The organism is Nonomuraea sp. NPDC003727 (genome assembly GCF_053586935.1).
On record NZ_JBSFNE010000006.1, the window covers coordinates 427,105 to 452,722 of the forward strand.

Annotated in this window: 23 protein-coding genes and 1 riboswitch; of the genes, 9 read left to right on the forward strand and 14 right to left on the reverse strand. The window is 72.3% G+C overall.

The genetic code is table 11. The features are described 5' to 3' along the window. Positions 1-34 precede the first annotated feature (34 nt). Both ACWDLG_RS18405 and ACWDLG_RS18410 read left to right on the forward strand, forming a co-directional pair. Positions 35-829: a DUF4097 family beta strand repeat-containing protein gene (locus tag ACWDLG_RS18405; protein WP_449921314.1), complete on the forward strand. Its 795-nt coding sequence runs from the start codon at positions 35-37 to the stop codon at positions 827-829. Between the two features lie 108 nt (positions 830-937). Then, on the forward strand, positions 938-1,141 hold the full coding sequence (locus ACWDLG_RS18410) for a hypothetical protein (protein ID WP_449921316.1): 204 nt from the start codon (positions 938-940) through the stop codon (positions 1,139-1,141). 31 nt (positions 1,142-1,172) lie between these two features. On the opposite strand, the gene ACWDLG_RS18415 is transcribed toward ACWDLG_RS18410, so the two are convergent. From ACWDLG_RS18415 to ACWDLG_RS18430, 4 genes are all read right to left on the reverse strand, one after another. Beyond that, entirely contained in the window at positions 1,173-2,261 is a 1,089-nt protein-coding gene (locus ACWDLG_RS18415) for a glycosyltransferase family 4 protein (RefSeq protein ID WP_354919388.1), read from the reverse strand. 103 nt (positions 2,262-2,364) lie between these two features. Further along, a complete protein-coding gene (locus ACWDLG_RS18420; protein WP_449921318.1) occupies positions 2,365-3,588 on the reverse strand; it encodes a M48 family metallopeptidase in 1,224 nt (407 codons plus the stop codon). Then, on the reverse strand, positions 3,585-4,400 hold the full coding sequence (locus ACWDLG_RS18425) for a hypothetical protein (RefSeq protein ID WP_449921321.1): 816 nt from the start codon (positions 4,398-4,400) through the stop codon (positions 3,585-3,587). The genes ACWDLG_RS18420 and ACWDLG_RS18425 overlap by 4 nt, the downstream gene beginning before the upstream one ends. A 117-nt stretch (positions 4,401-4,517) precedes the next feature. Beyond that, positions 4,518-5,078 carry a C40 family peptidase gene (locus ACWDLG_RS18430; protein WP_449921322.1) on the reverse strand — a complete coding sequence of 187 codons (561 nt, stop codon included), beginning with the start codon at positions 5,076-5,078 and terminating at the stop codon, positions 4,518-4,520. Positions 5,079-5,151: 73 nt separating this feature from the next. Then, positions 5,152-5,294: riboswitch (cyclic di-AMP (ydaO/yuaA leader) on the reverse strand. A gap of 341 nt (positions 5,295-5,635) precedes the next feature. Here ACWDLG_RS18430 and ACWDLG_RS18435 point away from each other — a divergent pair. Further along, complete coding sequence (locus ACWDLG_RS18435; protein WP_449921324.1) at positions 5,636-6,565, forward strand: LysR family transcriptional regulator; 930 nt, start codon at positions 5,636-5,638, stop codon at positions 6,563-6,565. On the opposite strand, the gene ACWDLG_RS18440 is transcribed toward ACWDLG_RS18435, so the two are convergent. Together ACWDLG_RS18440 and ACWDLG_RS18445 are read right to left on the reverse strand one after the other, a co-directional pair. Next, positions 6,529-7,485: an NlpC/P60 family protein gene (locus ACWDLG_RS18440; RefSeq protein WP_449921326.1), complete on the reverse strand. Its 957-nt coding sequence runs from the start codon at positions 7,483-7,485 to the stop codon at positions 6,529-6,531. The genes ACWDLG_RS18435 and ACWDLG_RS18440 overlap by 37 nt on opposite strands. A 101-nt stretch (positions 7,486-7,586) precedes the next feature. Next, positions 7,587-8,864: an NYN domain-containing protein gene (locus tag ACWDLG_RS18445; RefSeq protein WP_354919404.1), complete on the reverse strand. Its 1,278-nt coding sequence runs from the start codon at positions 8,862-8,864 to the stop codon at positions 7,587-7,589. A gap of 168 nt (positions 8,865-9,032) precedes the next feature. Here ACWDLG_RS18445 and ACWDLG_RS18450 point away from each other — a divergent pair, with 168 nt between their 5' ends. Further along, a complete protein-coding gene (locus ACWDLG_RS18450) occupies positions 9,033-10,061 on the forward strand; it encodes a phosphotransferase family protein (protein WP_449921328.1) in 1,029 nt (342 codons plus the stop codon). On the opposite strand, the gene ACWDLG_RS18455 is transcribed toward ACWDLG_RS18450, so the two are convergent. Together ACWDLG_RS18455 and ACWDLG_RS18460 are read right to left on the reverse strand one after the other, a co-directional pair. Continuing rightward, entirely contained in the window at positions 10,056-10,706 is a 651-nt protein-coding gene (locus ACWDLG_RS18455) for a response regulator transcription factor (RefSeq protein ID WP_449921454.1), read from the reverse strand. The two genes, ACWDLG_RS18450 and ACWDLG_RS18455, sit on opposite strands and share 6 nt — an antisense overlap. Next, positions 10,703-11,872 carry a sensor histidine kinase gene (locus ACWDLG_RS18460; RefSeq protein ID WP_449921330.1) on the reverse strand — a complete coding sequence of 390 codons (1,170 nt, stop codon included), beginning with the start codon at positions 11,870-11,872 and terminating at the stop codon, positions 10,703-10,705. Before ACWDLG_RS18460 ends, ACWDLG_RS18455 begins: the two co-directional genes overlap by 4 nt. Positions 11,873-11,983: 111 nt before the next feature. Here ACWDLG_RS18460 and ACWDLG_RS18465 point away from each other — a divergent pair, with 111 nt between their 5' ends. Genes ACWDLG_RS18465 through ACWDLG_RS18475 form a run of 3 tightly spaced genes read left to right on the forward strand, consistent with a single transcriptional unit; the run spans position 11,984 to position 14,598 of the window. Beyond that, a complete protein-coding gene (locus ACWDLG_RS18465; protein WP_354919413.1) occupies positions 11,984-12,202 on the forward strand; it encodes a hypothetical protein in 219 nt (72 codons plus the stop codon). Positions 12,203-12,205: 3 nt separating this feature from the next. Beyond that, positions 12,206-12,697: a PH domain-containing protein gene (locus tag ACWDLG_RS18470; protein ID WP_449921333.1), complete on the forward strand. Its 492-nt coding sequence runs from the start codon at positions 12,206-12,208 to the stop codon at positions 12,695-12,697. Continuing rightward, positions 12,694-14,598 (forward strand): PH domain-containing protein, encoded by a 1,905-nt coding sequence (locus ACWDLG_RS18475; protein WP_449921335.1) that lies wholly within the window; start codon positions 12,694-12,696, stop codon positions 14,596-14,598. Before ACWDLG_RS18470 ends, ACWDLG_RS18475 begins: the two co-directional genes overlap by 4 nt. 159 nt (positions 14,599-14,757) lie before the next feature. Here ACWDLG_RS18475 and ACWDLG_RS18480 read toward each other — a convergent pair whose 3' ends face one another. From ACWDLG_RS18480 to ACWDLG_RS18490, 3 genes are read right to left on the reverse strand one after another with little or no spacing between them, the layout of a single operon-like run. Further along, on the reverse strand, positions 14,758-16,311 hold the full coding sequence (locus ACWDLG_RS18480; RefSeq protein WP_449921338.1) for a hypothetical protein: 1,554 nt from the start codon (positions 16,309-16,311) through the stop codon (positions 14,758-14,760). A gap of 44 nt (positions 16,312-16,355) precedes the next feature. Further along, complete coding sequence (locus ACWDLG_RS18485) at positions 16,356-17,786, reverse strand: serine/threonine-protein kinase (protein WP_449921340.1); 1,431 nt, start codon at positions 17,784-17,786, stop codon at positions 16,356-16,358. 4 nt (positions 17,787-17,790) lie between these two features. Next, positions 17,791-19,311 (reverse strand): serine/threonine-protein kinase, encoded by a 1,521-nt coding sequence (locus ACWDLG_RS18490; protein WP_449921342.1) that lies wholly within the window; start codon positions 19,309-19,311, stop codon positions 17,791-17,793. A gap of 140 nt (positions 19,312-19,451) precedes the next feature. Here ACWDLG_RS18490 and ACWDLG_RS18495 point away from each other — a divergent pair, with 140 nt between their 5' ends. Both ACWDLG_RS18495 and ACWDLG_RS18500 read left to right on the forward strand, forming a co-directional pair. Then, on the forward strand, positions 19,452-21,176 hold the full coding sequence (locus tag ACWDLG_RS18495; protein WP_449921345.1) for a DEDD exonuclease domain-containing protein: 1,725 nt from the start codon (positions 19,452-19,454) through the stop codon (positions 21,174-21,176). Between the two features lie 17 nt (positions 21,177-21,193). Beyond that, the gene (locus ACWDLG_RS18500) at positions 21,194-21,481 is read left to right on the forward strand and encodes an Lrp/AsnC family transcriptional regulator (RefSeq protein ID WP_354919433.1); all 288 of its coding nucleotides are present in this window, start codon (positions 21,194-21,196) and stop codon (positions 21,479-21,481) included. Between the two features lie 553 nt (positions 21,482-22,034). Here ACWDLG_RS18500 and qcrB read toward each other — a convergent pair. Genes qcrB through qcrC form a run of 3 tightly spaced genes read right to left on the reverse strand, consistent with a single transcriptional unit; the run spans position 22,035 to position 25,602 of the window. Further along, positions 22,035-23,690: a cytochrome bc1 complex cytochrome b subunit gene (qcrB, locus tag ACWDLG_RS18505; RefSeq protein ID WP_354919435.1), complete on the reverse strand. Its 1,656-nt coding sequence runs from the start codon at positions 23,688-23,690 to the stop codon at positions 22,035-22,037. Further along, entirely contained in the window at positions 23,687-24,796 is a 1,110-nt protein-coding gene (qcrA, locus tag ACWDLG_RS18510) for a cytochrome bc1 complex Rieske iron-sulfur subunit (RefSeq protein ID WP_449921348.1), read from the reverse strand. The genes qcrB and qcrA overlap by 4 nt, the downstream gene beginning before the upstream one ends. After that, a complete protein-coding gene (gene qcrC / locus ACWDLG_RS18515; protein ID WP_449921349.1) occupies positions 24,793-25,602 on the reverse strand; it encodes a cytochrome bc1 complex diheme cytochrome c subunit in 810 nt (269 codons plus the stop codon). The genes qcrA and qcrC overlap by 4 nt, the downstream gene beginning before the upstream one ends. Between the last annotated feature and the right edge of the window lie 16 nt (positions 25,603-25,618).

The window sequence follows — 25,618 nt, forward strand, 5'->3', positions numbered from 1 at the left end:
CGCCGTCCTTCTCTCACACGTTTGGAGTTCCGTCATGCCCGTCTTCTCCACACCCGAGCCCGTCACCGCCCACGTCGACATCCCGGCCGGCCAGATCAGGATCAGCGCGAGCGACCGCGACGACACCCACGTCGAGGTACGGCCGGCCGACCCCGGCAGCCCCACCGACATCGAGTACGCGCAGGACGTCGTCGTCGAGCACGCCGACGGGGTGATCACCGTCAAGGCCCCCGACCGGCAGCGGTTCAGGAGGGCGCCCGCACTCCACGTCTCCATCGCGCTGCCCTCACGCTCCAACCTGCGCGCCACGACCGCCTCCGCCGACGTCATCGCCACGGGCGAACTGCGGGAAGTGGCTGTCGACTGCGCCTCGGGTGACGTCACGGTGGCGCACGCGGTCGAACTCGGCGTCAAAAGCGCCTCCGGCGACGTCAGATGTGACGTCATCGAAAGCGACGCGATCGTCGATGCCACCTCAGGCAACGTGCGGCTCGGCACGGTCGGCGGCGGGATCTCCGTCGTCACCGCCTCCGGCGACACCGTCATCGGCCATGCGGGCGGCGGCGTCGGCAGCCGCTCGGCCTCCGGTGACCTGGTCGTGGAGAGCGTCGCGCGCGGCAGGGTCGGCGCCGAGAGCGCCTCGGGAGACATCAGGATCGCGATCGCCGAGGGGTCGGCCGCCTGGCTCGAGGTGTCGTCGCTGTCCGGGCGCGTCCGGTCCGAGCTGCGGCAGTCGGAGGAACCCGCCGAGGGCGTCGACAAGGTCGAGGTGCGGGCACGCACGCTGAGCGGCGACATCGCGATCGTCAGGGCCGCGGGCGCACGATGAACGACCGGATCGACCGGCCAGTGGCAGTGAAAACGGAGGACGCTCGATGAACGACCGGATCGACCGATCAGCACACCCGGACCGCGACACCGAAACGGAGGACGCGCGATGAACGACCAGCTGAGCTACCTGTACACCCGGTCGGCGCACCGGGACCGCGTCGCCGCGGCGGAGCGCCTGGCCGCCTTACGACCGTGGCGGGCCGGCCGGGACGGCGGGCTGCGTCACACGCTCGCGCTCGGCCTGCACCGCCTGGCCGACTCCATCGACCCGTCCCGCCAGACCGGCGTCCATCCCGCCCCCTCGGCCTGACCCCCGCCCGGGCACACGTCACAGGCCCGTGTCACAGGAGGGTGTGGAAACGGGCGGCGACGTGCTCCCAGTCCCACTCGCCCGACACCCACTCCCTGCCCCGCTCCCCCATCTTGCGCGCCCTTCCGGGATCGCCCAGCAGGTCGATCAGCGCGCCCGCCACCTCCTCCACCGACCTGCCGTCCACCACCAACCCCGTCTCGCCGTGCCGTACGGCGTCGGGGGCTCCGCCGGAGGCGCCCGCCACCACCGGCAGGCCGGTCGCCGACGCCTCGAGGAACACGATCCCCAGCCCCTCGACGTCGATCCCGCCCAGCCGGGTCCTGCACGGCATGGCGAACACGTCGCCCACCGCGTAGTACGAGGGCAGCTCGGCGGGGGGCACGACGCCGGTGAACCGTACGGACCCGCCGAGGGGTGCCGCCATGCGGGCCAGCCGCCGGTGGTACGGCCCGCCGCCCACGACGAGCAGCACCGCCGACGGGACCGCCCGCAGCACCAGCGGCCATGCCGTGATCAGCGTGTCCTGTCCCTTGCGCGGCACGAGCCTGGACACGCAGACCGCGACGGGCCTGCCGTCGAGCCCGAGTGACCGGCGCAGCGCCGCCGCCTCCACCGACGGGTGGAAGAGCGCCGGGTCGACGCCCGGCGTGAGCCGGACGAGCTTGGCGGCGGGCACCACCCCGACGAGCCGGGCGTGGGTGTAGGACCCGAGGTAGGTGACCACGTCCGCGTGGGCGCCGATCCGCCGCATGAGGGGGCGGAACAGCGGCGAGGACTCGTGCCCGTGGGTGAGCATGACGATCCTGCGCGCCCCCGCGGCGCGCAGGCGGGGGGCGAGGAGGCCGAGCGGGGCGGCCGCGCCGAAGACGACGGTGTCGACGCCGTGCGCGGTCACCAGCCTGGCCGCCGCGCGCGCCACCGCGGCCGTGGGCAGCATGAGGGAGGTGGGATGCCGGACGACCGGGTACGGCTGGCGCCCGTCGAACTCCTCCCAGCCGCGCCACCGCGAGGCGTGGACGATCACGGAGGGGGTGCGCAGGGCCAGCCCGTGGACGAACGACTGGATACCGCCCGGCCTGGGCGGGAAGTCGTTGGTGACGATGAGCACCCTGGTCACGCCGCCACCCCGCCCACATCCGGCCGGCCGGCACGGCGCGTCCGCCGGGAGGCGGGGCGGGGCCGGGGCGCGGCAGGGGCGGAGGTCATGGGAAGCGCCCTGCTCACGGGGCGTTCATGAGCTCCCATGAGCGGGCCATGGAGATGCGCTGCGGCGCGGTCGGATGCGAGGCATAGAGCACATATTCCACAGCATCAGGCGACAAGTCCGAAATGTTGGTAACAGCAAGCCGTTTTTGCATCGCGATGAACGTCCCCGGGTCCCGGGTCAGGTCCAGCGCGTGCAGGTCGGCCCTCGCCTCGACGTGACGGCTGACGAGGTTCTGCGCGGGCCCCGACAACACCGTCACCAGCGACAGGAACCCCATGACGGCCCCGACCGCCAGCGGGTCCGACAACGGCCGGCGCCACAGCGGGGCCACGCAGAACAGCAGCACCGCCCCGAAGGCCGCGCCGAGCCCGCCCACGAGCGTGCCGTGGAGCACGTCGTCGTACGTGGCGTGCCCGAGCTCGTGCGCGATGATCAGCTCCACCTCCTTGTCCGGCGCCTTCAGCAGCGTGTCGTAGACGACGATCCTGCGCGTGGCGCCGAACCCGGAGACGTAGGCGTTGAGCGCGGTGGTCCGGCGGGAGGCGTCGGCGACGAGCACGTCCTCGACCGGCACGTCGGCCCGCCTGGCCAGATCGAGCAGGTCGGTACGCAGCTCTCCCGCGGGCATCGGGGCGAAGTCGTTGAAGATCGGCTCGAACACGACGGGGTAGACGAAGGAGGCGCCCACCGTCAGCACGAACGCGCCGGCCGCCACGGGCACCCACCACCGCCTGAAGCGCCTGGCCAGGCCGACGATCGCGAGCACCATGACCGACAGCAGCGCGACGCGCACGCCGATGGACTTGAGCCGGTCGCCCGTCCAGCTCCACCAGTTCTGGGTGGACAGCCCGAAGGCGCGCAGCTCGGTCTCGAACCACATGCCCAGCGGCCAGCGCAGCACCTCGACGACGGCGGTCAGCACGACGACGCCGAGGACGACCCGCAGCCACCACGGTCCCCTCAGCCCGCGCAGCAGCCGCGCGCCGAGGGGGGTGGCCACGAGCAGGCCGGCGAACACGACGGTCAGGCCGAGCGACAGGTAGGAGGGCACGCTCGTGGCCGCGTCGAAGGCGCGGGAGCGGGCGATCTGGGCGGAGGTGAAGTCCTGTGCGGGGTCGGGCGGCACCGTGGGCGCCCCCGCCATGACGTCCCACGGCGTGGTGAGCACCACGACCACCAGGATGGCCACCCCGAGCACCGTCAACGCGATGCCCGCCTGCCGGTCCAGCCGCCTCATCCGTCTCCCTCCGCGCCTGTCAGCTCGTTGCGGACATACTCCCGCCAGTGCGCGACGAGCGCGCGGACCGACAGGCCCAGCGGCTCGAGCGCCTGGCCGAGCCGCATTCCGGCGGCCCGCTGGTAGAGGTCGGCCAGCGCCCGCTCGCCGTACCTGGCGGCGATCAGGCGGCAGGCCAGCCATGACTCCTGGTAGACCTGCGCGAGCCGGGGCGTGCCCGGCGCGAAGGCGGCGTCGGCGGGCAGCGCGCCGGGCAGCCGTCCCGCGCGCGCCTCGGCCGCCAGTTCCGCGGCCGCCACCCGCGTCGCGAGTCCCGAGCGCAGGTAGCCGACGTAGTCGGCGAACCCTTCCCGCAGCCACACGGGCCGCCCTTCCGTTCCGGCGGCCACGTGGGTCAGCTCGTGGGTGAGGACGACGTCGCGGCCCACGGGTGTGAGGCGCGCGAAGGCGCCGGGCAGGACGATCACCTGTCCCGCCGAGGCCAGCGCGGCCAGCCCCACGACGGGGCCCGTGCCCGCGAGGGCGGCCGCCTCCGCGGTGGTCCTGGGCACCACGACCCGTGGCCGTACGGCGCGCCGCAGGACCGCCGAGACGGTGAGGGCCGCCACGTCGGCCCGCGTGGCCAGGTCGCGCAGGAGGGCGGCGGCGGTGTGGTGCCCGACGACGAGCGAGCGCGCGCCGTAGGCGACGACGACGCCTGATTCGCCGAGCGCGCGGGCCTCGGGCGGCAGGCGGCGTCCCGCGGACCCGGCCACCGTGCAGATCGCCGGTCCGGCCAGCGCGGCCGCCAGCAGGGTTCTGCGGGTCACCACGGCTGTGATGCTAGCCCGGACAGGCCGAAGCCCCGTCCGAGGGGGATGGACGGGGCTTAGGCCTGTCCGGCGGCCGGGGGCTACGCGCCGGAGTTTCGGGCGTCCGGCGGCCGGGGGTTACGCGCCGGGGCGGACCGCGCCGGCGAAGGACGCCTTGCGCCAGCCGCCGAGCTTCTCGATCCGCACGGTCTTGCCCGTGCTCGGCGAGTGGACCATCCGGCCCTTGCCGACGTACATGCCGACGTGGCCCTTCCCGCGGAAGAACATCAGGTCACCAGGCTTGAGATCGCTCCACCTGACCTTCTTCTTGATGCGCGCGTACTGGCTGTACGTGACGCGGGGGATCTTGATGCCGGCCTTGGCCCAGGAGTACTGGACCAGTCCCGAGCAGTCGAAGGCGCCGGGTCCTGTGCCGCCGAAGCGGTAGGGGTCGCCGATCTGCTTCTTGGCGGTGGCGACGGCCTTGGCCGCCTTCAGCCGCTGTCGAGCCGCCTTGGCCTGCCGTGTCGCCGCGGCCGTCGACGCCGCGCCCGCCTGTACGGCCGGCGCCGTCTTCACGGTCGTCGTCGTCGCCAGGGTGGTGGTCACCGGGGTCACCAGGGTGGTGGTCGCGGGGGCCGCTGTCGCCGGGGTCACTGTCGCCTGCGCCGCGGGTGCGTGGAGGACGATCCCTCCCATCGCCACCACGACGCCGCTGAGGGCAAGACAGGACAGACGGGTTGTGCTAGAGGGGGTAGACAGAATGTCTCCTTGGGACTTCCACCAATGCCTACCGGGTTAGCTGACGGGTTCGGGCGGGGAAGTCGCCCTTCCGGCCCGCAGGCCGGATTCACCCCAGGAACGTGGGTCCCCGGCTCCGTGCTCCATGCCGCACGGACTCGGCGGGTCGACCCGCGCACGCCTGTCTGGGGTTACGGCGCGGCGACCAGCGGATCTTTATGCGTGCACCGGCCGTTGCGGGGCCGGTGAGCGGTTCCGGCGCCATGGCTTGGTCGCCGCGATGCGAGAACGTACCCGGCACCCCAAGGCCAGGCAAAGGCCGGGCAAAGCTGTCAAGATCACCGACTGGTTCTTGTCAGAAGAGGAGTCGCTGCTCTACACCGGGTTTCGTTATCCGGATGTGACCCTGCTCACAGTTGCTTCTGTGGCGACCTGTCAGATCGCATCCGTTACTTTCCTCACACTCCCGGTATAAGGAGAATTAAGGCTTAATCCCTGCGACATACACTCGGCGCATGCTTGATGGGTGGTCGCTACGCGTCCTGGTGGAGGTCGGACGGCGCGGCTCGTTCTCCGGAGCGGCCGAGGTGCTCTCCATGACCCAGCCGGCCGTCTCGCGGCAGATCGCCATGCTCGAACGCCACACCGGCGTCACGCTCTTCCACCGCCGCCCGAGGGGCGTCCAGCCGACGGAGGCGGGCCGGGCGGCGATCGAGCAGGCCATGGCCGTGCTCGACGGCATGAGCCTGTTCGAGACCAGGCTGCGCGCCTTCGCCACGGCCGACACCGGCCGGGTCAGGGTCACCGCCTTCCCGAGCGCGGCCACCAGGTTCGTGCCCGAGAGCTTCCGCCGCTTCGCCGCCGACCACCCCGGCGTCGAGCTCTCCCTCAAGGTCGGCGGCCCTGACGTCGCGTGCCCCGTCACCGCCGGCCTGGCGGAGGGCGCCACCGACGTCGCCCTGCTGACCTCGTGGGATCCCGTCCCCGACCCGGGGCTGGAAGTGCTCGACCTGTTCGACGACGAGCTGCTGGTCGCCCTGCCGGCCGGGCATCCGCTGGCGGCCGGAGAGCGGGTACGGCTGGCCGACCTCGCCGCCGAGCCCTGGATCGACGGCACGCACCCCGACGGCCTGGCCCCCGTCGCGCAGCTGCGGGCCGCGATGGGACGCGCGCCGAGGATCGCCCACCTGTGCGACGACTGGAACGGCCGCCAGGGCCTGGTGGCGGCGGGCGTGGGCGTGATGCTCCACCCGTCGATCGCGGGCATGGCCGTGCGCTCCGGCATCCGGCTGGTCGAGCCCGCGCCGCGACTGCCCGCCAGGCGGATCAGCGCCGCCGTCCTGCCGGCGCCGGGCCGCCCGCCCGCGGTGAGCGCCTACCTGCGGGTGCTGCGCGAGCTGAGCGAGACCTACGGCCGGATGGCGCCGACCAGCCGCCCGCCGTAGGAGGACAGGCTGGCGACCTTCACCACGTCACCCGTCTGGGGGGCGTGCACGATCTTGCCGCCGCCGGCGTAGATGCTCACGTGCCCGAGCCCTGAGCTGAAGATGAGGTCGCCGGGCTGCAGCTTGTCGAGAGAGACCCTGCGCTTGGCACCCCAGGCCCACTGCTCCCAGGTGGTGCGCGGCAGCGACACGCCGGCGGCCCGCCACGAGGCCTGGGTCAGTCCCGAGCAGTCCCAGCCGCCCGGGCCCGTCCCGCCGTACTGGTACGGCTTGCCGATCTGCGCGTAGGCGAAGCTCAGCACGGCGGCGGCGTTGCCGGAGGCCGAGCCGGTGTACTTGAGGCCGGTGCTGTTGGGGTTGCCCACCCGGTAGGCGCCGAGCCTGCGCAGCAGCTTCTTCTGCTGCTCGACCAGCTCGAGGATCTTGTCCCGCTCCGACTTGACGTCGTCGCGCAGCTTGTCGGCCTCGGTGAGCGCGCCCTGCGCCTCCTCCTTGTCGGCCTTGAGCTGCCGGTTCTCCTCGTCGAAGGCGGCGAGGGTCTGCGCCCGCTCGGCCGTCATCTGGCCCATCAGCGCCATGCTGCCGAGGGTCGCCGTGGGGTCGGCGTCACCCATCAGCGAGGACCAGGTGGTGGCGTCGACGCCCTGGTAGGCGTTGACCGCCATGCCGACGACCTCGGCACGCAGGCCCGCCACCCTGGCCAGCTTGCTCTTGTACCTGGTGTTGAGCCCGTCGTAGGTCTTCTTGGCCTTCTTGTACTTCTCGGTGGCCGTGTTGTACCTGTCGACGACCTTGTCGGCCTTGTCGTTGAGCTTCTCGAGCTTGGCCTTGGCCTGAGGGATCGAGGGGCGGGGATCGGCGAGCGCGCCGTCCAAGGGCAGGAAAAGCGCTCCGAGCGCGAGACCCACAGCCACCGGCACCCGGCCAAACCTCACGACGACACGCCTCCCAGTGATCACGCCTGGGGCGAAATAGTACAGAAGCGGTGCCTAGCAGCTCAAAAAGTCACCCAATTTGTGACCTAGGCTCGGCCAAGACGGCGCAGGAGCAGCGCCGACTGCACGGGGCGCGCCCCCATCCTGCGCACCGACTCGGCCACCTCGCGGTCGGAGGAGACCACCGCGATCGCCCTGCCCTGCGGTTCGGCCCGCACCAGCTGGCGGATCAGATCGTCGGCGATCTCGCCGGGCGCGCTGAACATCACCCGGACCCCGCGCGGCGCGACGACCTGCACGGGCGCGTTGAGCTCCGCGCCGTCGAAGACGACCGTGACCTCGACCCTGGTCTGCGCGACCAGGCCGCCGAGGCCCGTCATCAGCCGGTTGCGCTGGTCGGCGAGGGTGAGCGTGCCGTACCCGGTCTTGGTGACGTTGTAGCCGTCGATGATCAGGTGCACCTGGGGCAGCGCGAGCAACTGGTCGAGCAGCTGCGGATCGTCGTCGGCCAGCGCCCTGGCGGGCACTCCCCGCACGGTGGGCGCGCCGGGGGCGACGGCCGCGACCGAGTCGGCGGGCCTGCTGATCGTCGTGGGCAGGGCGAGCTCCCTGCGCAGCCCGGCGGAGGCGTCCTGGAGCGCGTCCAGCAGCACCCTGATCCTGGTGTCCTCGATGCTGCGGCCCTCACGGGCCGCCCTGCGCGAGGCCTCGAGCTGCCGCTCGACGTCGACCAGGCGCTCGCGCGTCCGCCGGAGCTCGGCCTCCCCCGCGCTGCCGGCCGTGGACGCCGCCACCCTGGCATCCTCGGCGGTCTGGGCCAGCTCGGCGGCCCGCTGCTCGGCGGTCTTGAGCCGCTCCCTGGCGTCGTGGAGCTTGCGGCGCAGGTCGGAGTTCTCGGCCCTGGCCGCCTTGAGCTGCTCGCGCAGCCGTTCGGACTCCTCCTTGGCGGCGGTCTTCTGGGTGGCCAGCTGCTCGCGCAGCCGGGTGACGGTCGCCTCCTGCGCCGATCCCTCGGCGGCGACAGCCGACTGCTCCAGGTCGGCCCTGGCCATCTCCACCATGTCCGCCCAGCCGGGCGGCCTGGTCAGGTACGCAGCGGCCGCGACCAGCACGGGGTCGGCGGCGGGCGGCACGTGCCCCTCGGCCAGCGAGGCGACCAGCTCGGGCCAGCCCTTCTCGATCGACTCGGCGACGGCCTCGCGGAAGGTCTTGTCGTTCTCCAGCTGGGCGGCGATGGGCGCGCCGCCCAGCTTGGCGCGTTTACGGGGGTCGAACTTCGCGATGCCGCGCAGCGGCGCCGGCACGGACGTGGGCGGCATGGCGCCGAGCAGCTGGGCCGCCAGGTCCACCACGTTGAGCCTCACCTGCTCGGGAAGCGGACGAGACAGGCCATCACCGGCTGAGCTCATCCCACTGCCTCTCGACTGACCCTTCGCGATTGTCCTACTCACCAAGGGTAAGGGTGTCACACACATGTCCGTGTCGTGACTCGTATATGGACAAGCGCTTGGTTGGAGAGGTACGACAGGGTCGTGACCGAGCAGATGCGCACCTCCACCAGGGACCTCGACGAGCTGCGCGAGCGGCTGAGCGCCTGGCTCGGGCAGGAGGTCTCGCAGCTCTCGCGACCCTCGGCCAACGGGATGTCCAGCGAGACGCTGTTCTTCACCGCGGGCACGACCAGGTGCGTGGCCCGGCTGGCGCCCGCGCGGGAGGCGGTGCCGGTCTTCCCTACCTACGACCTCGGCACGCAGTTCGAGGTGATGCGGCTGGCCAGGGAACGGGCCGGGGTGCTCGCGCCGAGGGCGCTGCGGTTCGAGCCGTCGGCCGGACCGCTCGGCACGCCGTTCTTCGTGATGGAGCGGGAGGAGGGCGAGGTGCCGCCCGACGTCCCGCCGTACACCTTCGAGGGCTGGCTGCTGGAGGCGGCGCCCGACGACCGGCGGCGGCTGCAGGACGCCACGGTCGCCGTGGCCGCCCGGCTGCACGGCACCCGCTTCAGCGACGCCGAACTGGCTCCGCTCGGCCGGCGCGGGCTGCGGGCACACGTCGACGCGCAGCGCGCCTACTACGAGTGGATGCGCGGGCCCTCGCGCATCCCGCTGCTGGAACGGGCCTTCGACTGGCTGGAGGACCACTGGCCCGCCGAGCCCGGCCCCGACGTGCTGACCTGGGGAGACGCCAGGATCGGCAACGTGATGTACCGCGACTTCACCCCCGTGGCGGTGCTCGACTGGGAGATGGCGGCGGTGGGGCCGCGCGAGCTCGACCTGGCCTGGATGATCTTCCTGCACCGGTTCTTCCAGGACCTGGCCGAGGTCTTCGAGCTGCCCGGCCTGCCCGGCTTCATGCGCCGCGCCGACGTCTGCGCCACCTACCGCGACCTGTCCGGCCACACGCCCAGGGACATGGACTTCTACGAGGTGTACGCGGCGCTGCGGCACGGCATCGTCATGGCCCGCGTCTGGCAGCGCCGGATCCACTTCGGCGAGCAGCCCGCTCCCGACGACCCCGACGACATGGTGCTGCACCGCGCCCGGCTGGAGCGGATGCTGTCATGACTCCGCGTCGTGGACCAGCAGCGCGATCTGCACCCTGTTGTTGAGCGCCAGCTTGGTGAGGATGCGCGAGACATGGGCCTTGACGGTCGCGACGCTCATGTAGAGCTCGCCGCCGATCTCGGCGTTGGACCGCCCCCGCCCCACCGAGACCGCCACCTCGCGCTCGCGCTCGCTCAGCCTGTCGAGCATCGCCCGCGCCCGGTCCCTGCGGGTGCCCGCGCCGCCGTCGGCCACGTGGGAGATGAGCTGCCTGGTGACGGCGGGCGACAGGATCGGCTCCCCCGCGGCCACCCGGCGGATGGCGGCGACCAGGTCGGCCGGCGGGATGTCCTTCAGCAGGAACCCGGCCGCCCCCGCCCGCAGCGCCCTGAGCACCTGCGCGTCGGCGTGGAAGGTGGTGAGCACGACCACCTCCGGCGGGCTCGCCGTGCCGCGCAGCGCCTCGGTCGCGGACAGCCCGTCGACGCGCGGCATGCGGATGTCCATGAGCACCACGTCGGGCCGGTGCTCGGCGACCAGCCTCGGCACCTGGTCGCCGTCGGCGGCCTCGCCCACCACCTCGATGTCGCCGGTGCCGCCGAGGATCATCGACAGCCCCGCTCGGACCAGCGCGTCGTCGTCGACGATCAGCACCCGGATCTTCATTTCTCCCACGGCAGCCATGCTTCCAGAACGAAATCCCCCTCGGCGGCGCGCCGGTGGGCCAGCCGGCCACCGGCCAGCTCCGCCCGCTCGGCCAGCCCGATCAGCCCCGTGCCGGTGCCGGGGATGCTGGACGGCCAGCTGGTCTTGTTGCGGACCGCGATGGTCAGCCCCTCGCCAGGGCCGCCCGTCACCACCACCCGGACGGGCGCGCCGGGGGCGTGCTTGCGCGCGTTGGTGAGCGCCTCCTGGACGATCCGGTAGGCGTTGCGGCCGAGACTCTCCGGCGCGTGGCCGACCGCCTCCAGCCGGAGCGCCACCTCCATGCCCGCCGCGCGCGACTCCTCGACCAGCCCGCGCAGGTCGTCCAGCGTGGGCTGCGGGCGCTCGGGACGGCCGTCGGCCTCGTCGCCCGGCTGGCGGAGCACGCCGATGACCTCACGCAGGTCCTGCAGCGCCTGGTGGGCGCTCTCCCTGATCGCCCCTGCCGCCTTGGAGATCTGCTCGGGCGGCGCGTCAGGCCGGAACTCCAGGGCACCCGCGTGCAGGCTGAGGATGGAGATGCGGTGGGCGAGCACGTCGTGCATCTCCCGGGCGATGCGCTCGCGTTCGAGCCGCCTGGCCTCCCGGCCGGCCACCTGCGCCTGCTCCCTGAGGGTGTGGACCAGCTGGCGCCTGGACCTGACGACCATGCCCCAGCCGAACACCGCGAACACGAGCAGCACCCCGACGCCCATCATCCACGCGGGACCGAGCTCGTCGGGGCGCCACAGCGCCAGCGGGAAGACGCTGACCAGGTTGAGCGCGAGCACGATGCCGGAGATCTTGAAGGGGCGGTGCACGGCCACCGTGAACAGCGCCACGGCCGAGGCGCCGCCCACCATGACGAAGGTGGCCGACAGCAGCGTCGTCACGACCGCCAGGGTGACCGGCCAGCGACGGCGCAGCCACACCGACGCGCACGCCAGCGCGCCCAGCACCTGCTCACTGACCCGCAACGGCCTGGCCAGGCCGTCCAGGTCGGGCAGCGACAGCACCGCCAGCCCGCAGGCGACCAGGAAGACCAGGATGTCCACGATCCAGTCGCGGGTCGAGCGGCGCACCGGCCGCCCCTCCTCCGGATCGCCGAGCAGGACCGAGGGCAGCAGCCACCGGTACTCCACCTTCATGGTCCCCCACCGTAGGGCCACCATTCGGCGGGGCGACAGCGACCAAAGTCGATACCGGTCTCAACCTGTGGCCGACGCAGCGGCCGCCGCCCGAACCCGAGGCTTGGCTGCATGAAGGCAATCCTCGACGTGGCCGGCGCCGTGCTCCTCATCCAGGGCGTCGGCGGCGTGGTCAACACCGTCCTCGGCTGGTGGGGCTGGGCGCACGACTTCCTGATCGTCAACCGCCTGCCGTTCCTCGACGGCTACGAGGTCTTCGCCGGCATCGGGCTCGGCATCCTCGGCTTCGCGCTGCTGGCCACCGCCGACTCGATGAAGAGGACCGGCTGACCCGTGACCGAGCTCACCCTGCGCCCTCCTCGCAACCTGGCCGACCCGCGCACGGTCGCCTGGTGGACCGTCCAGGCCTTCCTGCTGGCCGTCCCCCTGGCGGCGGCCGTCCTGGCGGCCTACTGGTTCCTCACGCCGCGGCCGGCCGTACTCGGCGGGCTGGCCGTGGCCGTCGCGCTGGCCTGCCTGCTGTCGGCCGCGACCGTGCCGCGCGCCTACTACCGGGTCCAGCGGTGGGAGATCACCGACGAGGCGGTCTACGTCCGCTCCGGCTGGATCACCCACACCTGGAGGGTGGCGCCGATGTCGCGCATCCAGACCGTGGACACCGCGCGCGGCCCGGTGCAGCGGATGTTCGGGCTGGCCGACGTCACGGTGACGACCGCGTCGGCGGCGGGGGCGATCACGATCGAGGGGCTCGACCACGAGCTGGCCGCCGAGCTCGCCGCCAGGCTCACCGCCGTGACGCAGGCGACGAAGGGGGACGCCACGTGACCGCGCGGCAGCAGCACCAGGACGACGTGGCGTGGAGCGCGCTGCACCGCAGGATCCCGCTGGCCACGGCGGCCGTGTCGCTGACCGTCGCCGCGCCCGCCGCCTTCGGCGTGACGCGCCTCCTGACCGGCGCGGACCAGCCGCGCGAGCTGGTCGTCGCGGGCGCCGCCGGCGTGGTGGCGCTGGTGGTGGCCGCCGCCTACGCCTACGGCGTCGCCCGGCTGCGCACCACCCGGTTCAGGCTCACCCGCGACCGGCTCGAGCTGCGGGCGGGCGTGCTGGTCCGCCAGCACCGGTCGATCCCGCGCGACCGGGTGCGCAGCGTCGACGTCAAGGCCGACGTCGTACGGCGGGCGCTCGGCCTGGCCGTCGTCAAGATCGGCACGGGCGAGCACACCACCGGCGAGCACACCGAGCTCACCCTCAACGCGATCGCCACCGCCGAGGCCGAGGCGCTGCGCCGTACCCTCCTGACGGGGGCGGGTGCGGCCGCACCGGCCTCACCGAGCGCCGGTCACCCCGGGCACCCAGAGCGCTTCGGGCACGCCGGGCCCGGCCATCGTGAGCACACCGAGCCCGGACACCCCGGTCACTTCGGGCACTCCGGGCACCCCGGGCACGCTGGACACGAGGAGAGCGTGCGGGTCGTCGCCGCTCTGCGGTGGGGCTGGATCCGCTACGCGCCGCTGTCGATCTGGGTGTTCGTCGGCGGCGCGATCGCGGCCGGCGCGCTGAAGAAGATGCTCGACGTGGTCGGCATCGACCTGTTCAGCACCGCGGCGGCCACGGCGGCGTGGGAGTGGCTGACCGGCAACCCGTGGATCGCGGTGCCGATCGTGGCGGCAGGCAGCCTGCTGGTCGGGCTGGCCGGCGCGCTGGGGCTGTTCGCCGAGTCGTGGGGCAACTACCGGCTCGAGCAGGAGGCCCGGACGCTGCGGGTGCGCAGGGGGCTGCTCACCACACGGTCGCTCACCATGGAGACACGCAGGCTGCGCGGGGTGGCGGTGGCCGAACCGCTGCTGCTGAGGCTGGGCGGGGGTGCCAAGGTCAGGGCGGTGGCGGTGGGGCTGCGCAAGGCGGAAGGCCAGGAGAGCGAGGAGGTCTCCGCGCTGACCCCGCCGGTCCCGCGGGCCGAGGCCTTCCGCGTCGCCTCCCACGTCCTGCACGCCTCACCGGCCGCCACCCCGCCCGGCCCCGCCGTCCAGGACGCACCCGCCACCCGCGGATTCCCCGGCACAGCGGACCACCACGCTGCCGCGGGCCGACACACCGTTTCCAGAACTCCGAACACCCATGGGCCCGACGGCGGACACACCCTTGCCGGCGCGCCGGACGCCCACGGGCTCGCCGGGGCCGCCGGTGGACCTACCGGATCCATCGTTACGGCTCCGGTGGACGCGCGGGCGGCCGTGGCATGGGGCGAGCTGGAGCCGCACCCGAAGGCGGCCAGGAGCCGTCGCACGCGCCAGGCCTTCGGCGCGGTCGCCGTGCTTGCCGCCGCCATGGGCGTCACCGAGTGGCTGACCGGGTGGATCCCGCCGGTCGCCTGGGCGCTGCCCGTCCTCGCCCTTCCCGCCGGACTGGCCCTGGCCGCCGACGCCTACCGAGGGCTCGGGCACCGGCTGGCCGGCGGCCACCTGCTGACCCGGGCCGGCTCGGCGGGCCGTACCACGGTGGCGCTCGACACCGGCGGCATCGTGGGCTGGCGGATCCGCCAGTCGGTCTTCCAGCGCCGGCTGGGCCTCATCACCGTGTCGGCCACGACCGCGGCGGGCGACGGCCACTACGACGTGCTGGACGTGGGCGTCACCGAGGGGCTCGACCTGGCGGCGCGTGCCGTACCGGGACTGCTGGAGCCGTTCCTGGCCCGGGTCCCGCGCCCCGCCCGGCCCAGGACCTGACCGCCCGTCCGGCCCAGGACCTGACCGCCGCGCCGCACAGACGGGCCGCCGCCCTACGCCGACAAACCGCCGCCCCGCGCAGACGGGACGGCGCGCCGCGCAGACGCCCCGCCGCCCCGCCGCCCCGCGCAGACGGTCCCGTCGCGCGGGGCGGGCGCGTCAGTCCTTCTGCGGGGTCGCCTGGGCCAGGGCGGCCAGCATCTCCTTCGCCACCGTCATGGCCGCCGCCCGGGCCTCCTTCTCGCCCAGCACCTCGACCTTCGGCGAGTTGGTCGGCTCGTCGGCACCCATCTCGGCCCCCGAGAAGGAGGCCTGGATGACGGTGAAGCCCTTCCTGACCACGACGTCGGCGGCGCCGTTGAAGACGGCGTTCTTCCTGTCGACCCGGTACTGGACGAAGGCGGCGTCACCGAGCCCCTGCGGCTTGTCGACCTTGCCCCAGGTGAAGCCGCCCAGCGAGCTCTCCGCCATGCCCACGGCGCCGGACAGCTCGGTGGAGTAGGCGCTCAACGCGGCGGTCGGATCTCCGGCGCCCGCCCGGTTGCTGAACACCTGGACCGTGACGAGCGCGCTGCGGATCCCGCGCCGGCCCTGGCCGGCGGGGGCCTTCAGGTTGAGCCAGCGGCACTCGGTCTCCTTCACGCCGACGGCGTCGTTGCCCCTGGCCCGCTCGGTCGCGCCGGGCACCAGCTTGATCATCGCGGGCGCCATCCGCTTGCACGCCTCGGGCATCTGGGCCAGCACGGTGGGCGTCGACGACGGGGTCGGGGCGGGCGAAGGGGACGGCGACGCGCTGGGCGCGACCGTGGCCAGGACGGCCGGATGGGCCTTCTTCCACTCGGCCGCCGCCTTGGCCAGGTGGGTCAGCAGGACGCCGACCTCGCGCAGGGCGTTCTCCTCGCTGACCGACTGGACGCTCTCGTTGGTCAGCAGCTTGGCCTCCTTGCGCTGCTGGCTGGCCTGGTAGTGCACCTCGATGACGAGGTCGTCGACCCGGACGCGGCCCTCGCCGAACGAGTACCACAGCAGCTTGTCGCGCCGCCAGGTGTACTGGCCGAAGGCGCCGTCTCCCACCCCCGCGTACTCCTTGAGGGGCGAGTAGTAGTTCTTCTCCCCCGGCTTCGCGTCCTTGTCCTTGCTGGTCGCCTTGTAGGAGAAGAAGCCGCGCTCGGCCTCGTGCGCCTGCTGCGCCTCCGCCCTGCCCGTCTTGGGCCCGTCGGGCCGGTACTGGGAGACGTTGATCCTGATCTCGCGGCTGCGCCAGAACTCGCCGTAGGAGATGCGGCGGTTGGTCCAGTCGCAGGAGGAGACGACGGCGTAGTCGGAGTCCCTGGAGCGCTTGTCCACCGTCGCGCCGGGCACCAGGCGCTCGGCCTCGGCGGGGGGAAGCATGGCGCAGGCGTCGAGCGTCGGCGCGGCGGCGGGCGCGGTGGCCGACCCCGTGGCCGATGCCGTGACGCCGGCCGAAGGGGAGACCGGTGTGGGCTTGGCGGGCTCGTCGGCGGCGGTGGGCCTGCCGTACAGGAGGAAGGCGCCCGCGCCGCCGGCGATCAGCACGACCGCGGCCCCTCCCGCCACCACCGGCAGCACCCATCCCCGTCGCTTCGGCGGCGGGGACGGTGGCTGCGTCGGCATCGTCGGCACCTGCTGGAACTGCCAGTCCGGTGCGCGGTACGGGTTGGTAGGCGGGGGATCGTCCTGATTCCAAGACATGGGCATGGATGCTAGCCGTCCTGATGGCGGTTGACTCGCACCTGTCAGCCTCGAAGCGAGGATGTGACCTGCCGCGCGGCCGTCTCGGCCACCCGCTGGCCAGCCGCGTCGGCCTGCCTCGCGTCCTGGATGTGGTAGACGACCTCCGCGGTGAGGTTGCTGTCGCGCAGGGCCACGCGGTACCACACCTGGCCGGTACGGCCTTGCCCCACCTGGTGGGTCTGGAAGCTGTCCTGGGCGAAGGCCGCCTCCCCCACCCCCTGGACGTCCCTGATCTTGTAGGTGGTCTTCCGGAACGACGTGCCGTCGGACGCGGCGGCGGCCCCACGGTCGGCGTCGAACACCAGCGCCGCCACCCCCGGCCCGTCGTGGCCGTCCTGCGGCCGGTGCGCGGTCAGCCGCAGGCTGATCGAGCGCTCCTCGCCGGATCCTCGCCACACCTTCCACCTGCAGCCGCCGGGCATCGGCGCGTCCCTGCGCATCTCGCCGCCCAGCAGGGCGCGGGCCTGGGCGTCGCTGAGCAGCGCGCAGGCGTCGGGCACGCCGGCGAACCTGCCCTGTCCGGCCTGCCCGGGCCCGGCGACGGCGAGGGCGTAGACCAGCCCGCCCACGGCGGCGGCCCCGGCGACCGCCAGCGCCGCGGGCAGCTTCCACCGGCGGCGCGGCCGGTAGGCGACCGGGGCGGTGTGCGCCGAGCTCGTCAGCCGCTCCCGGACCTCACGCGCGTGCGGGCGCCGTTCGGGCTGCTTGGCCAGCAGGTCGAGGATCAGCCTGCCCAGGTCGCGGCCCGCCCGCTCGGGCGGCGGCGGGTCGTGCAGCAGGACTGCGGCGGCCACCGCGGCCTGCATCTCCCGGTGGAAGGGCGGCTTCCCCTCGACCGCGGTGTAGAGGCTCGCGCCCAGCGAGAACAGGTCGGAGGCCGGGCCCGCGGGCAGGCCGTTGAGCCGTTCGGGCGCCATGTATCCGGGCGACCCGCCACCGCCGACGCCGCCCACGGGCGCGGCCACGCCGAAGTCGGTGAGCATCGCGGTGCCGTCGGCGTCCAGCAGGATGTTGGCCGGCTTGACGTCCTGGTGGAGGATGCCGTGCGCGTGGGCCACCTCCAGCGCCGACAGCATCTGCAGGCCGATGCGCGACACGATGTGCGGAGGCAGCGGCCCGGTCTCCTTGATGATCTTGTCGAGGGAGCGCCCCGTCGCCAGGTCCATGACGATCCACGGCAGGTCCTGGTCGAGCACCACGTCGTGGACCATGACGATCGAGGGGTCACGCAGCCGGCCCGCCGACCTGGCCTCGTGGATGGCCTGCTCGACGAAGGCCGCCCGGCCCGCCGCGTCGAGCTGCTGCGGGATGCGGACCTGCTTGACGGCCACCTCGCGGCCGAGCCGTTCGTCGAGGGCGCGCCACACCGTGCCCGCGCCACCCTCGCCGAGCCGTTCGGTCAGCCGGTACCGGCCCGAGAGCAGGTAGTGCACGTCGCTAGCCCCCGCTCCGCAGCGCCTGCTCGGTGTGCCGGGCGATGGTCAGCGCGCTCTCCCTGACCTGCTCGTCGGTGGGCCTGCTGGCCAGCGTCGTGTACTCCACCTGCATGACCAGGTTGGCCACGCGGTACATGACGACGGCCGTGTGGACCCTGCCGTGGGCGCTCAGCTCGTAGGTGTAGGCCTCCTCGCCCACGCCCTGCAGCGGCTGCGCCTTGCCGATCTGCGCGGTGAACGGCCCCTTGGCGCCGATCTCCTTCCACGACCACTGCAGTTCCTTGTACTTGCCGATCCACACCCGCTGGCTCTCCATCAGCCGGTGGGCGGACTCGGCGGTCATCGCCCAGGGCTGCGGGGTGTCGGAGTCGCGCTGCGCGGTCAGCGACACGCCCCTGCCGTTGACGGTCCAGTCGCAGGCGACGCCGAGGCTGTCGTCGCCCTCCGCCACGTTCTGCGTGCCCTTGGGCGGCTGGCCGGTGCCCAGCGCCTCGCCGACCTGGGACGGGGTGAGCAGCCCGCACAGGTCCACGGGCAGTGTGAACGCGGTGGGCGTGGCCGTGGCGCCGCCCTTCCACAGGAACAGGACGGCGGCCACCGCGCCCGCGACCACCACGGCGCCCGCAGGCAGGAGCCACCGCAGGCGTCCGCGGCGCGGCCGGCCGAGCCTTCCGGGGACGGTCAGGTCCTGGCGCGTCAGCGACGGAGCCTCCTGCCCCGAGGCGATCTGGCGCAGCGCGTGGACGGTGCTCCACGGATCGGGCCGCGCCGCCGGGTGCCTGGCCATCATCGCGGTCAGCACGGGCGCCAGCGGCCCGGCCAGGTACGGCGGGCGCGGCGGCGCGGTCAGCGTCGCCCTGATCCGCTCCATCGCCGTGCCCTCGTAGGCGGAGACACCCTCGGCCGCGGCGAACAGCGTGGCGCCCAGGGACCACAGGTCGCTCGCCGGTCCGCCCGGCTCGCCTTCCAGGCGTTCGGGCGCGATGAACCCGGGCGAGCCGATCATCAGGCCGGCCTGGGTCAGCGTCGCCTGGCCCTCCTGCCTGGCGATGCCGAAGTCGGTCAGCACGACCCGGCCGCTGTCTGTGAGGAAGACGTTGCCCGGCTTGACGTCGCGGTGCTGCAGGCCGCGCGAGTGGGCGGCGGTCAGCGCCTCCAGCACGTCCGCGCCGATCCTGGCGACCGTCGCGGGCGGCATCGGGCCCTCCTGGGCGATCGCGTCGCCGAGCGTGCGGCCGCGCAACAACTCCATGATCAGCCACGGCCTGCCGTACTCGACCAGGACGTCGTGGAGCGCGACCACGCCGGGGTGCCGCAGCTGGGCGGTGGCCTGCGCCTCGCGTGCGGCCCTGGCCACGGCCTCGGCCCTGCCCTGCTCGTCGAGCCCTTCGGGCAGGGTGAGCTCCTTGACCGCCACCTCGCGGTCGAGCATCTCGTCTCTGGCCAGCCAGACCTTGCCCATCCCGCCGCTGCCCAGCGGCCTGATCAGGGTGTAGCGGCCGGCGAGTCGTCCCCCGGACATACAGGGGAGAGTAACGAATAATCTCCCATGATGAGGTCCGCCCGGATCGTCGCCCACCGCGAACCCGGGCGCGCAGATCAATCCGTCGATCGCCGGGTCGCCCCGATAACTGTCGGTCCGCCTCTCTATGGTCTTGGAACGTGGACGCGGTTCAAGGCACTCTCGACGAGCTCGGCACCCCGCTGAGCGAGGTCACCTTCGTGGTCTTCGACCTGGAGACGACCGGCGGCTCGGCGCAGGAGCACGCGATCACCGAGATCGGCGCGGTCAAGGTGCGCGCGGGCGAGGTGCTCGGCGAGTTCGCCACGCTCGTCGACCCCGGCGGTCCCATCCCGCCGTTCATCTCCGTGCTGACCGGCATCACCGACGCGATGGTGATGGCCGCCCCGCTCATCGAGTCGGTGCTGCCCAGCTTCCTGGAGTTCATCTCCGGCGCCACGCTGGTCGCCCACAACGCCGCCTTCGACACCGGCTTCATCAAGGCCGCCTGCGCCGCGCAGGGCTACCCGCCGCCCGCCAATCCGGTCGTCGACACCGTCGACCTGGCGCGCAGGGTGCTGACCCGCGACGAGATCCCCAACGCGAAGCTCTCCACGCTCGCCAGGTTCTTCCACAGCCCCGTCGAGCCCTGCCACCGCGCCCTGCAGGACGCCAGGGCGACCGTCGACGTGCTCCACGGCCTGATCGCCCGTGCCGGGTCCTTCCAGGTCCACACGCTCGAAGAGCTCAAGTCGTTCGTCCGCGCCCCCACGCCCGAGCAGCAGCGCAAGCGCCACCTGGCCGAGACCGTGCCCCACGCCCCCGGCGTCTACCTGTTCGAGGACGCCCGCGGCGAGGTCCTCTACATCGGCAAGTCCACCAACCTGCGCAACCGCGTCCGCTCCTACTTCACCGCCAGCGAGACCAGGCCCCGCATCCGCGAGATGATCGGCATCGCCGAGCAGGTCCGCCACATCGTCTGCGCCACCCCGCTGGAGGCCGAGGTCAGGGAGCTGCGCCTGATCGGCGGCGCCAAACCCCGCTACAACCGCAGGTCACGCTTTCCCGAGAAGGTGGTCTGGCTCAAGCTGACCGACGAGCCCTTCCCCCGCCTGTCGATCGTGCGCGAACTCAAGGACGACGGCGCCGCCTATCTCGGCCCCTTCACCAGCGCCAAGGCCGCCGACGACGCCCGCACCGCGCTCCACGACGCCGTGCCGCTGCGCCAGTGCACCGAGCGCCTCACCCTCAGGACCCGGCGGCCCGCGTGCGTGCTGCACGAGATGGGCCGGTGCGGCGCCCCGTGCGAGGGGCTGGAGACGCCCGCCGACTACGCCGTCCACGTCGCCAGCGCCCGCAGGGCCATGGCCACCGACGTCTCCCTCGTCTTCACCGCGCTCGAGGCCCGTATGGAGCGCCTGTCGGTCGAGCAACGCTACGAGGAGGCCTCCGTCGACCGCGACCGGCTCGCCTCCTACGTCCGCACCGCGGCCAGGATGCAGCGCCTCACCTCCCTGACCCGCATCCCGCAGATGGTCGCGGCCAGCCCCGCCTTCGACGGCGGCTGGGACATCCACGTCATCCGCTACGGCAGGCTCACCGCCGCCGCCCACATGCCGCGCGGCGCCCACCCCACGCCCTTCGTCGAGAAGCTCGTCGCCACCGCGGAGGTCGTCATCCCCGGCCCCGGCCCCATCCACGCCGCCAGCGCCGAGGAGACCGAGTGCATCCTGCGCTGGCTGGAGTCGCCGGGAGTGCGCCTGGTCGAGGTCGACGGCGAATGGGCGCTGCCCGCCCACGGCGCCGCCCGCCACAAGGCCCGCATCGACCTGGCCTACCAGCGCCTCGACCACCGCAGTCGCCGCGAGGGACGACCGTTGCGGTGACCCGATACAGTTGGTGCATGGTCACGGCAATCGTTCACATCAACGCCGAGGTCGACCGGATCCCGGAGATCGCGCAGACGATCGCCGAGATCGACGGCGTCAGCGAGGTCTACTCGATCACCGGCGAATACGACCTGCTGGCCATCGTGCGCGTCGCCGCCTACGAGGAGATCGCCGAGGTCATCCCCGGGCGGCTGAACAAGGTGCCCGGCGTGCTCGACACCTCGACGCACATCGCGTTCCGCACCTACTCCAAGCACGACCTCGACGCCGCCTTCTCCATCGGCCTCACCGAATCCGACTGACCCGCGCCCCCTTCTCCACCGGTCGCCCCCATCCGACCGCCCGCACCGCGCTCCCCTTCCTCCTCGTGAGCGCTGACCCGTCGATCGCGGGCGCGTCCCTCCGCGCGCGTGCGTGAGTGCCGAGCGGGTGCCCGGCGCGCTTCGCTTCCAGACATCCACCCGGCCCGTACGGCAAGCCGGGCCAGGCGCCACCCTCCGCACGTGGCCGGCCTCTTTCCAGGAATACGCGTCACCGAGCGCACGTGGCCGGCCTGGGAGACGGACAGCGGGCATCGCGGGCGACGTGACGGCGGCCGGCCGGAGTCCCGCTGGAGTGGCGTGATGGACGGGCCCCGGCCACGCGCCTGCGGTGGCCTTGACCCGGCTTGCCGTACGGGAGGGCGGACAACACGCCCGCGGCGAGGACACGGTGGGGGAAGGAAGCCGCCCGCGGTGAGGAGACGCCAGGCGAAGGAAGTCCCCCGCGCTGAAGAAGACGCCAGGCGACGGCGGAAAGGGAAACGCCCCGGCTCGGACGGATGGTGTCCGGGCCGGGGCGTTTCGTGTGGCGAGACTAGTGCGTCAGGCTGCGGTCGTCGCCGGAGGTGATCTCGGCGTGCTCGTCGCCGTGACCGTGTCCGTGACCGTCGTCCAGCGGGATCTTCTCCCCGCCGTACGCCTTCGACATGCTCCCGCGCAGCTTGCCGAGCGGGCCGCGCATCCCCTTGGGCGGGATGCCGTCGGTGTCGGCGTCGACGTCCACCTGCGGGATGGCTTCCTTGCCGCGCATGTGGGCCTCGATGTCGTCCGCCGCGGGCGTGTGGATCTCGATGAACTCACCGTGCGGCAGCCGCTTGATCACACCCGACTCCACGCCGTGCCCGATGATCGCGGCGTCGGAACGCTGCAGGCCGAGGCACATCCGGTAGGTGACGATGTAGGCGATCACCGGAGCCACGAACACCATGACCCGGCCGATGTAGGTCGTCCAGTTCAGGCTGATGTGGAAGTTGGCCGACAGTTCGTCGTTGGCGCCGAGCAGCCACAGCACGCCGTAGAAGGCGATGGCGGCCATGCCGATCGAGGTGCGGTGCGGGTTGTTGCGGGGACGGTCCGCGATGTGGTGCTCGCGGTTGTCGCCGGTGACCCACCGCTCGAGGAACGGGTAGAGGGCCAGCCCGGTCATGATGATGCCCATCGGCACCAGCGCCGGGATGATCACGCTCAGCGGCAGCGTGCCGGCCTCGCTGCTCCCGAACAGGTTGATCTCCCACGGCGGCATCAACCGCAGGGAGCCCTCCAGGAAGCCCATGTAGAAGTCGGGCTGCGAACCGGCCGAGATGTCGGCAGGCGTGTAGGGACCGAACGCCCAGATCGGGTTGATCTGCGCGAAGGTCGCCAGTCCAGCGATCACCGCGAAGGTGAACAGGAAGTACGCGCCGGCCTTGAGCATGAAGGCGGGGTAGAACGGCGCGCCGACCACGTTGTGGTTGTTGCGCGCCTTGCCCGGCATCTGCGTGTGCTTCTGCACCCACATGAGCACCATGTGGGCCGAGATGAGGGCCAGCAGGATACCGGGGATGAGCAGGATGTGCAGCGAGTAGAACCGGGAGATGACGTCCTCGCCCGGGTACTCCCCGCCGAACAGGAAGAAGGTGATGTAGGTGCCGACGAGCGGCAGCGAGATCGCCACACCCTCGGTGATGCGCAGACCCGCGCCCGACAGCAGGTCGTCCGGCAGCGAGTAGCCGGTCAGACCCTCGGCCAGCGCGAGCGTCAGCAGCAGGACACCGATCACCCAGTTCAGCTCGCGCGGCTTGCGGTATGCACCCGTGAAGAACACGCGGAGCATGTGCACCATCATGCCGGCCACGAACAGCAGGGCGGCCCAGTGGTGGATCTGCCGCATGAGCAGACCGCCGCGGACCTCGAAGCTGATCTCCAGTGCGGAGGCGTAGGCCTCCGACATCATCACGCCCTTGAGCGGCTCGTAGGGGCCGTCGTAGATGACGTGCATCATGCTGGGCTTGAAGAAGAACGTCAGGAACGTACCGCTCAGCAGCAGGATGACGAACGAGTAGAGCGCGATCTCACCGAGCAGGAACGACCAGTGATCGGGGAAGATCTTGCGCAGGTTGCGCTGGAGGAAGGTGCCCGCGCCGATCCGGTCGTCGATGTAGCTCGACGTGCCGCCGATGGCCTTGGGAACCGTCTTCAGGTCGTCGCTCACGCGTGGCCTCCCTCGGACCTGACCTTCGCCTCGGCGTCGCCGCGCTCCCAGAAGCTGGGACCGACGGGCACCGCGAAGTCGCCCTTGGCGATGAGGTAGCCCTGCTCGTCGACGCCGATGGGCAGCTGGGGCAGCGGCCTGGCGGCCGGGCCGAAGATGACCTTGGCGCCGTCGGCGGCGTCGAACGTCGACTGGTGGCAGGGGCACAGGATGTGGTGGGTGGTCTGCTCGTACAGGGCCGCGGGGCAGCCGACGTGCGTGCAGATCTTGGAGTAGGCCACGATCCCGTCGTGGGTCCAGTTCAGGTTCGTGCCCGACTTGATCTCCTCGGGACGGAACTTGATCAGGATGAGCGTGGCCTTCGCCAGGGCGTTGAGGTCGTGCTCGTAGCCCTCGGGAACCACCGACAGGATGCCGCCGGGCGAGTTGAAGTCGGCGGCGCGGATCGGCTGACCCGTGCCCTCGACGACGAGCTTGAGCGGCTTGCCCTCCTTGCTCTTGGTGCCCCACACGGTGTGGCGGAGCTCCTTCTGGAAGGCCGAGGCGGGCATCTTGGAGTTGTCGAGGTCACGCATCAGCACCAGCGGGATCAGCCCGAGCGGGGCCGAGGCCAGCAGCAGCGTACGGCGCAGCAGCGGCCGCTTGGCCAGGCCGCTCTCCTTGGCGCCCTGCAGGAACGTCTCAGCGACGTAACGCCTGGTGGGGTCGTCGGAGGCCATCGGGTGGCGCTCCTGGACCAGCGTGTACTTCGGCATGACCTGACGGACCCACACCACGATGCCGACCGCGAGGCCGAGCAGGGCCACGGTCAGCGGCGCGCCGAGCGCGAAGTTGGAGACCGCCGTGCTGTCGACGTCGCCTACCTGGAAGACCACGTAGTTGACGATGAACACGAGGGCGGCGATGAAGGTGATCGTGAAGCAGAGCGCCACGATCCGCTCGCCCTTGCGGGCCTTGGCCTCGTCGGGGAAGTAGACGCCGGGAACCTCCACGTCCACCGGCTTCTGCTCCGCGGGGATCAGGGTCTTGCCGTGCGGAGGAGTGCCGATGACGCGCTTGGGGACGCGCTCGTCCGGCTGCTCGATCTCATGTCCGTTGTCTGTCATGACGCCTGTCGCTTCTTAGCGGTGATCCAGATGGCGGCCAGCACGAGGGCGCTGATGCCCACGAGCCACGCCACGAGGCCCTCGGTGACCGGGCCGATGCGGCCGAGTCCGAAGCCTCCGGGGTCCTTCTGCTCGCGCACATCCACGATGTACGCGATCATGTCGCGCTTCTCCTTGGGAGTGATCGTGGAGTCGTTGAAGACCGGCATCGCCTGCGGTCCCGTGGCCATCGCCTCGTAGATCTGGGTGGGCGTCGCCTGGTTCAGGTTCGGCGCGTACTTGCCCTGGGTGAGCGCACCGCCGGCCCCGGTCCAGTTGTGGCACTGGATGCAGTTGGCGCGGAAGAGCTCACCACCCCTGGCCACGTCACCCTGCGCGGCGTCGACGGCGTTCTTGTCGGGCACGACGGGACCGCCGCCGAGCGACTGCACGAAGGCGCCGAGCTGGCGGGTGGTGTCCTCGTTGACCCAGGCGGGCACCGGCTTGCGCGGTGCCTGGGCACCAGGGTTGGCGGCGGGCATGCGGCCGCTGCTCACCTGGAAGTCGACTGCCGCCGCGCCCACGCCGACGAGCGTGGGTCCGGTGGAAGTGCCCTCGGCGTTGAGGCCATGGCAGCTCGAGCAGTGCGCCTGGAACAGGCTCTTGCCTTCAGCGACGTCGTCGGCCTTGCCGGCCGCCAGAGCGGCGTCCGCCGGCCTGCCGGTCGGCGAGATGAGGGTATACACCCCCCCGACCAGCGCCAACGCGAAAAGCAGGACGGCGTATCTCGCGAGCGGATGCCGCCGCCGAGCGGTGATCCTAGTCACAGAGATCCCCGTTTCC

What these genes read in the sequence shown, in the direction of transcription:
- ACWDLG_RS18405 (WP_449921314.1), top strand. Translation starts at nt 35, where the DNA reads ATGCCCGTCTTCTCCACACCCGAGCCCGTCACCGCCCACGTCGACATC.
- ACWDLG_RS18410 (WP_449921316.1), top strand. Translation starts at nt 938, where the DNA reads ATGAACGACCAGCTGAGCTACCTGTACACCCGGTCGGCGCACCGGGAC.
- ACWDLG_RS18420 (WP_449921318.1), bottom strand. Translation starts at nt 3,588, where the DNA reads ATGAGGCGGCTGGACCGGCAGGCGGGCATCGCGTTGACGGTGCTCGGG.
- ACWDLG_RS18430 (WP_449921322.1), bottom strand. Translation starts at nt 5,078, where the DNA reads ATGGGAGGGATCGTCCTCCACGCACCCGCGGCGCAGGCGACAGTGACC.
- ACWDLG_RS18435 (WP_449921324.1), top strand. Translation starts at nt 5,636, where the DNA reads ATGCTTGATGGGTGGTCGCTACGCGTCCTGGTGGAGGTCGGACGGCGC.
- ACWDLG_RS18455 (WP_449921454.1), bottom strand. Translation starts at nt 10,706, where the DNA reads ATGAAGATCCGGGTGCTGATCGTCGACGACGACGCGCTGGTCCGAGCG.
- ACWDLG_RS18460 (WP_449921330.1), bottom strand. Translation starts at nt 11,872, where the DNA reads ATGAAGGTGGAGTACCGGTGGCTGCTGCCCTCGGTCCTGCTCGGCGAT.
- ACWDLG_RS18465 (WP_354919413.1), top strand. Translation starts at nt 11,984, where the DNA reads ATGAAGGCAATCCTCGACGTGGCCGGCGCCGTGCTCCTCATCCAGGGC.
- ACWDLG_RS18480 (WP_449921338.1), bottom strand. Translation starts at nt 16,311, where the DNA reads ATGTCTTGGAATCAGGACGATCCCCCGCCTACCAACCCGTACCGCGCA.
- ACWDLG_RS18490 (WP_449921342.1), bottom strand. Translation starts at nt 19,311, where the DNA reads ATGTCCGGGGGACGACTCGCCGGCCGCTACACCCTGATCAGGCCGCTG.
- ACWDLG_RS18500 (WP_354919433.1), top strand. Translation starts at nt 21,194, where the DNA reads ATGGTCACGGCAATCGTTCACATCAACGCCGAGGTCGACCGGATCCCG.
- qcrA (WP_449921348.1), bottom strand. Translation starts at nt 24,796, where the DNA reads ATGACAGACAACGGACATGAGATCGAGCAGCCGGACGAGCGCGTCCCC.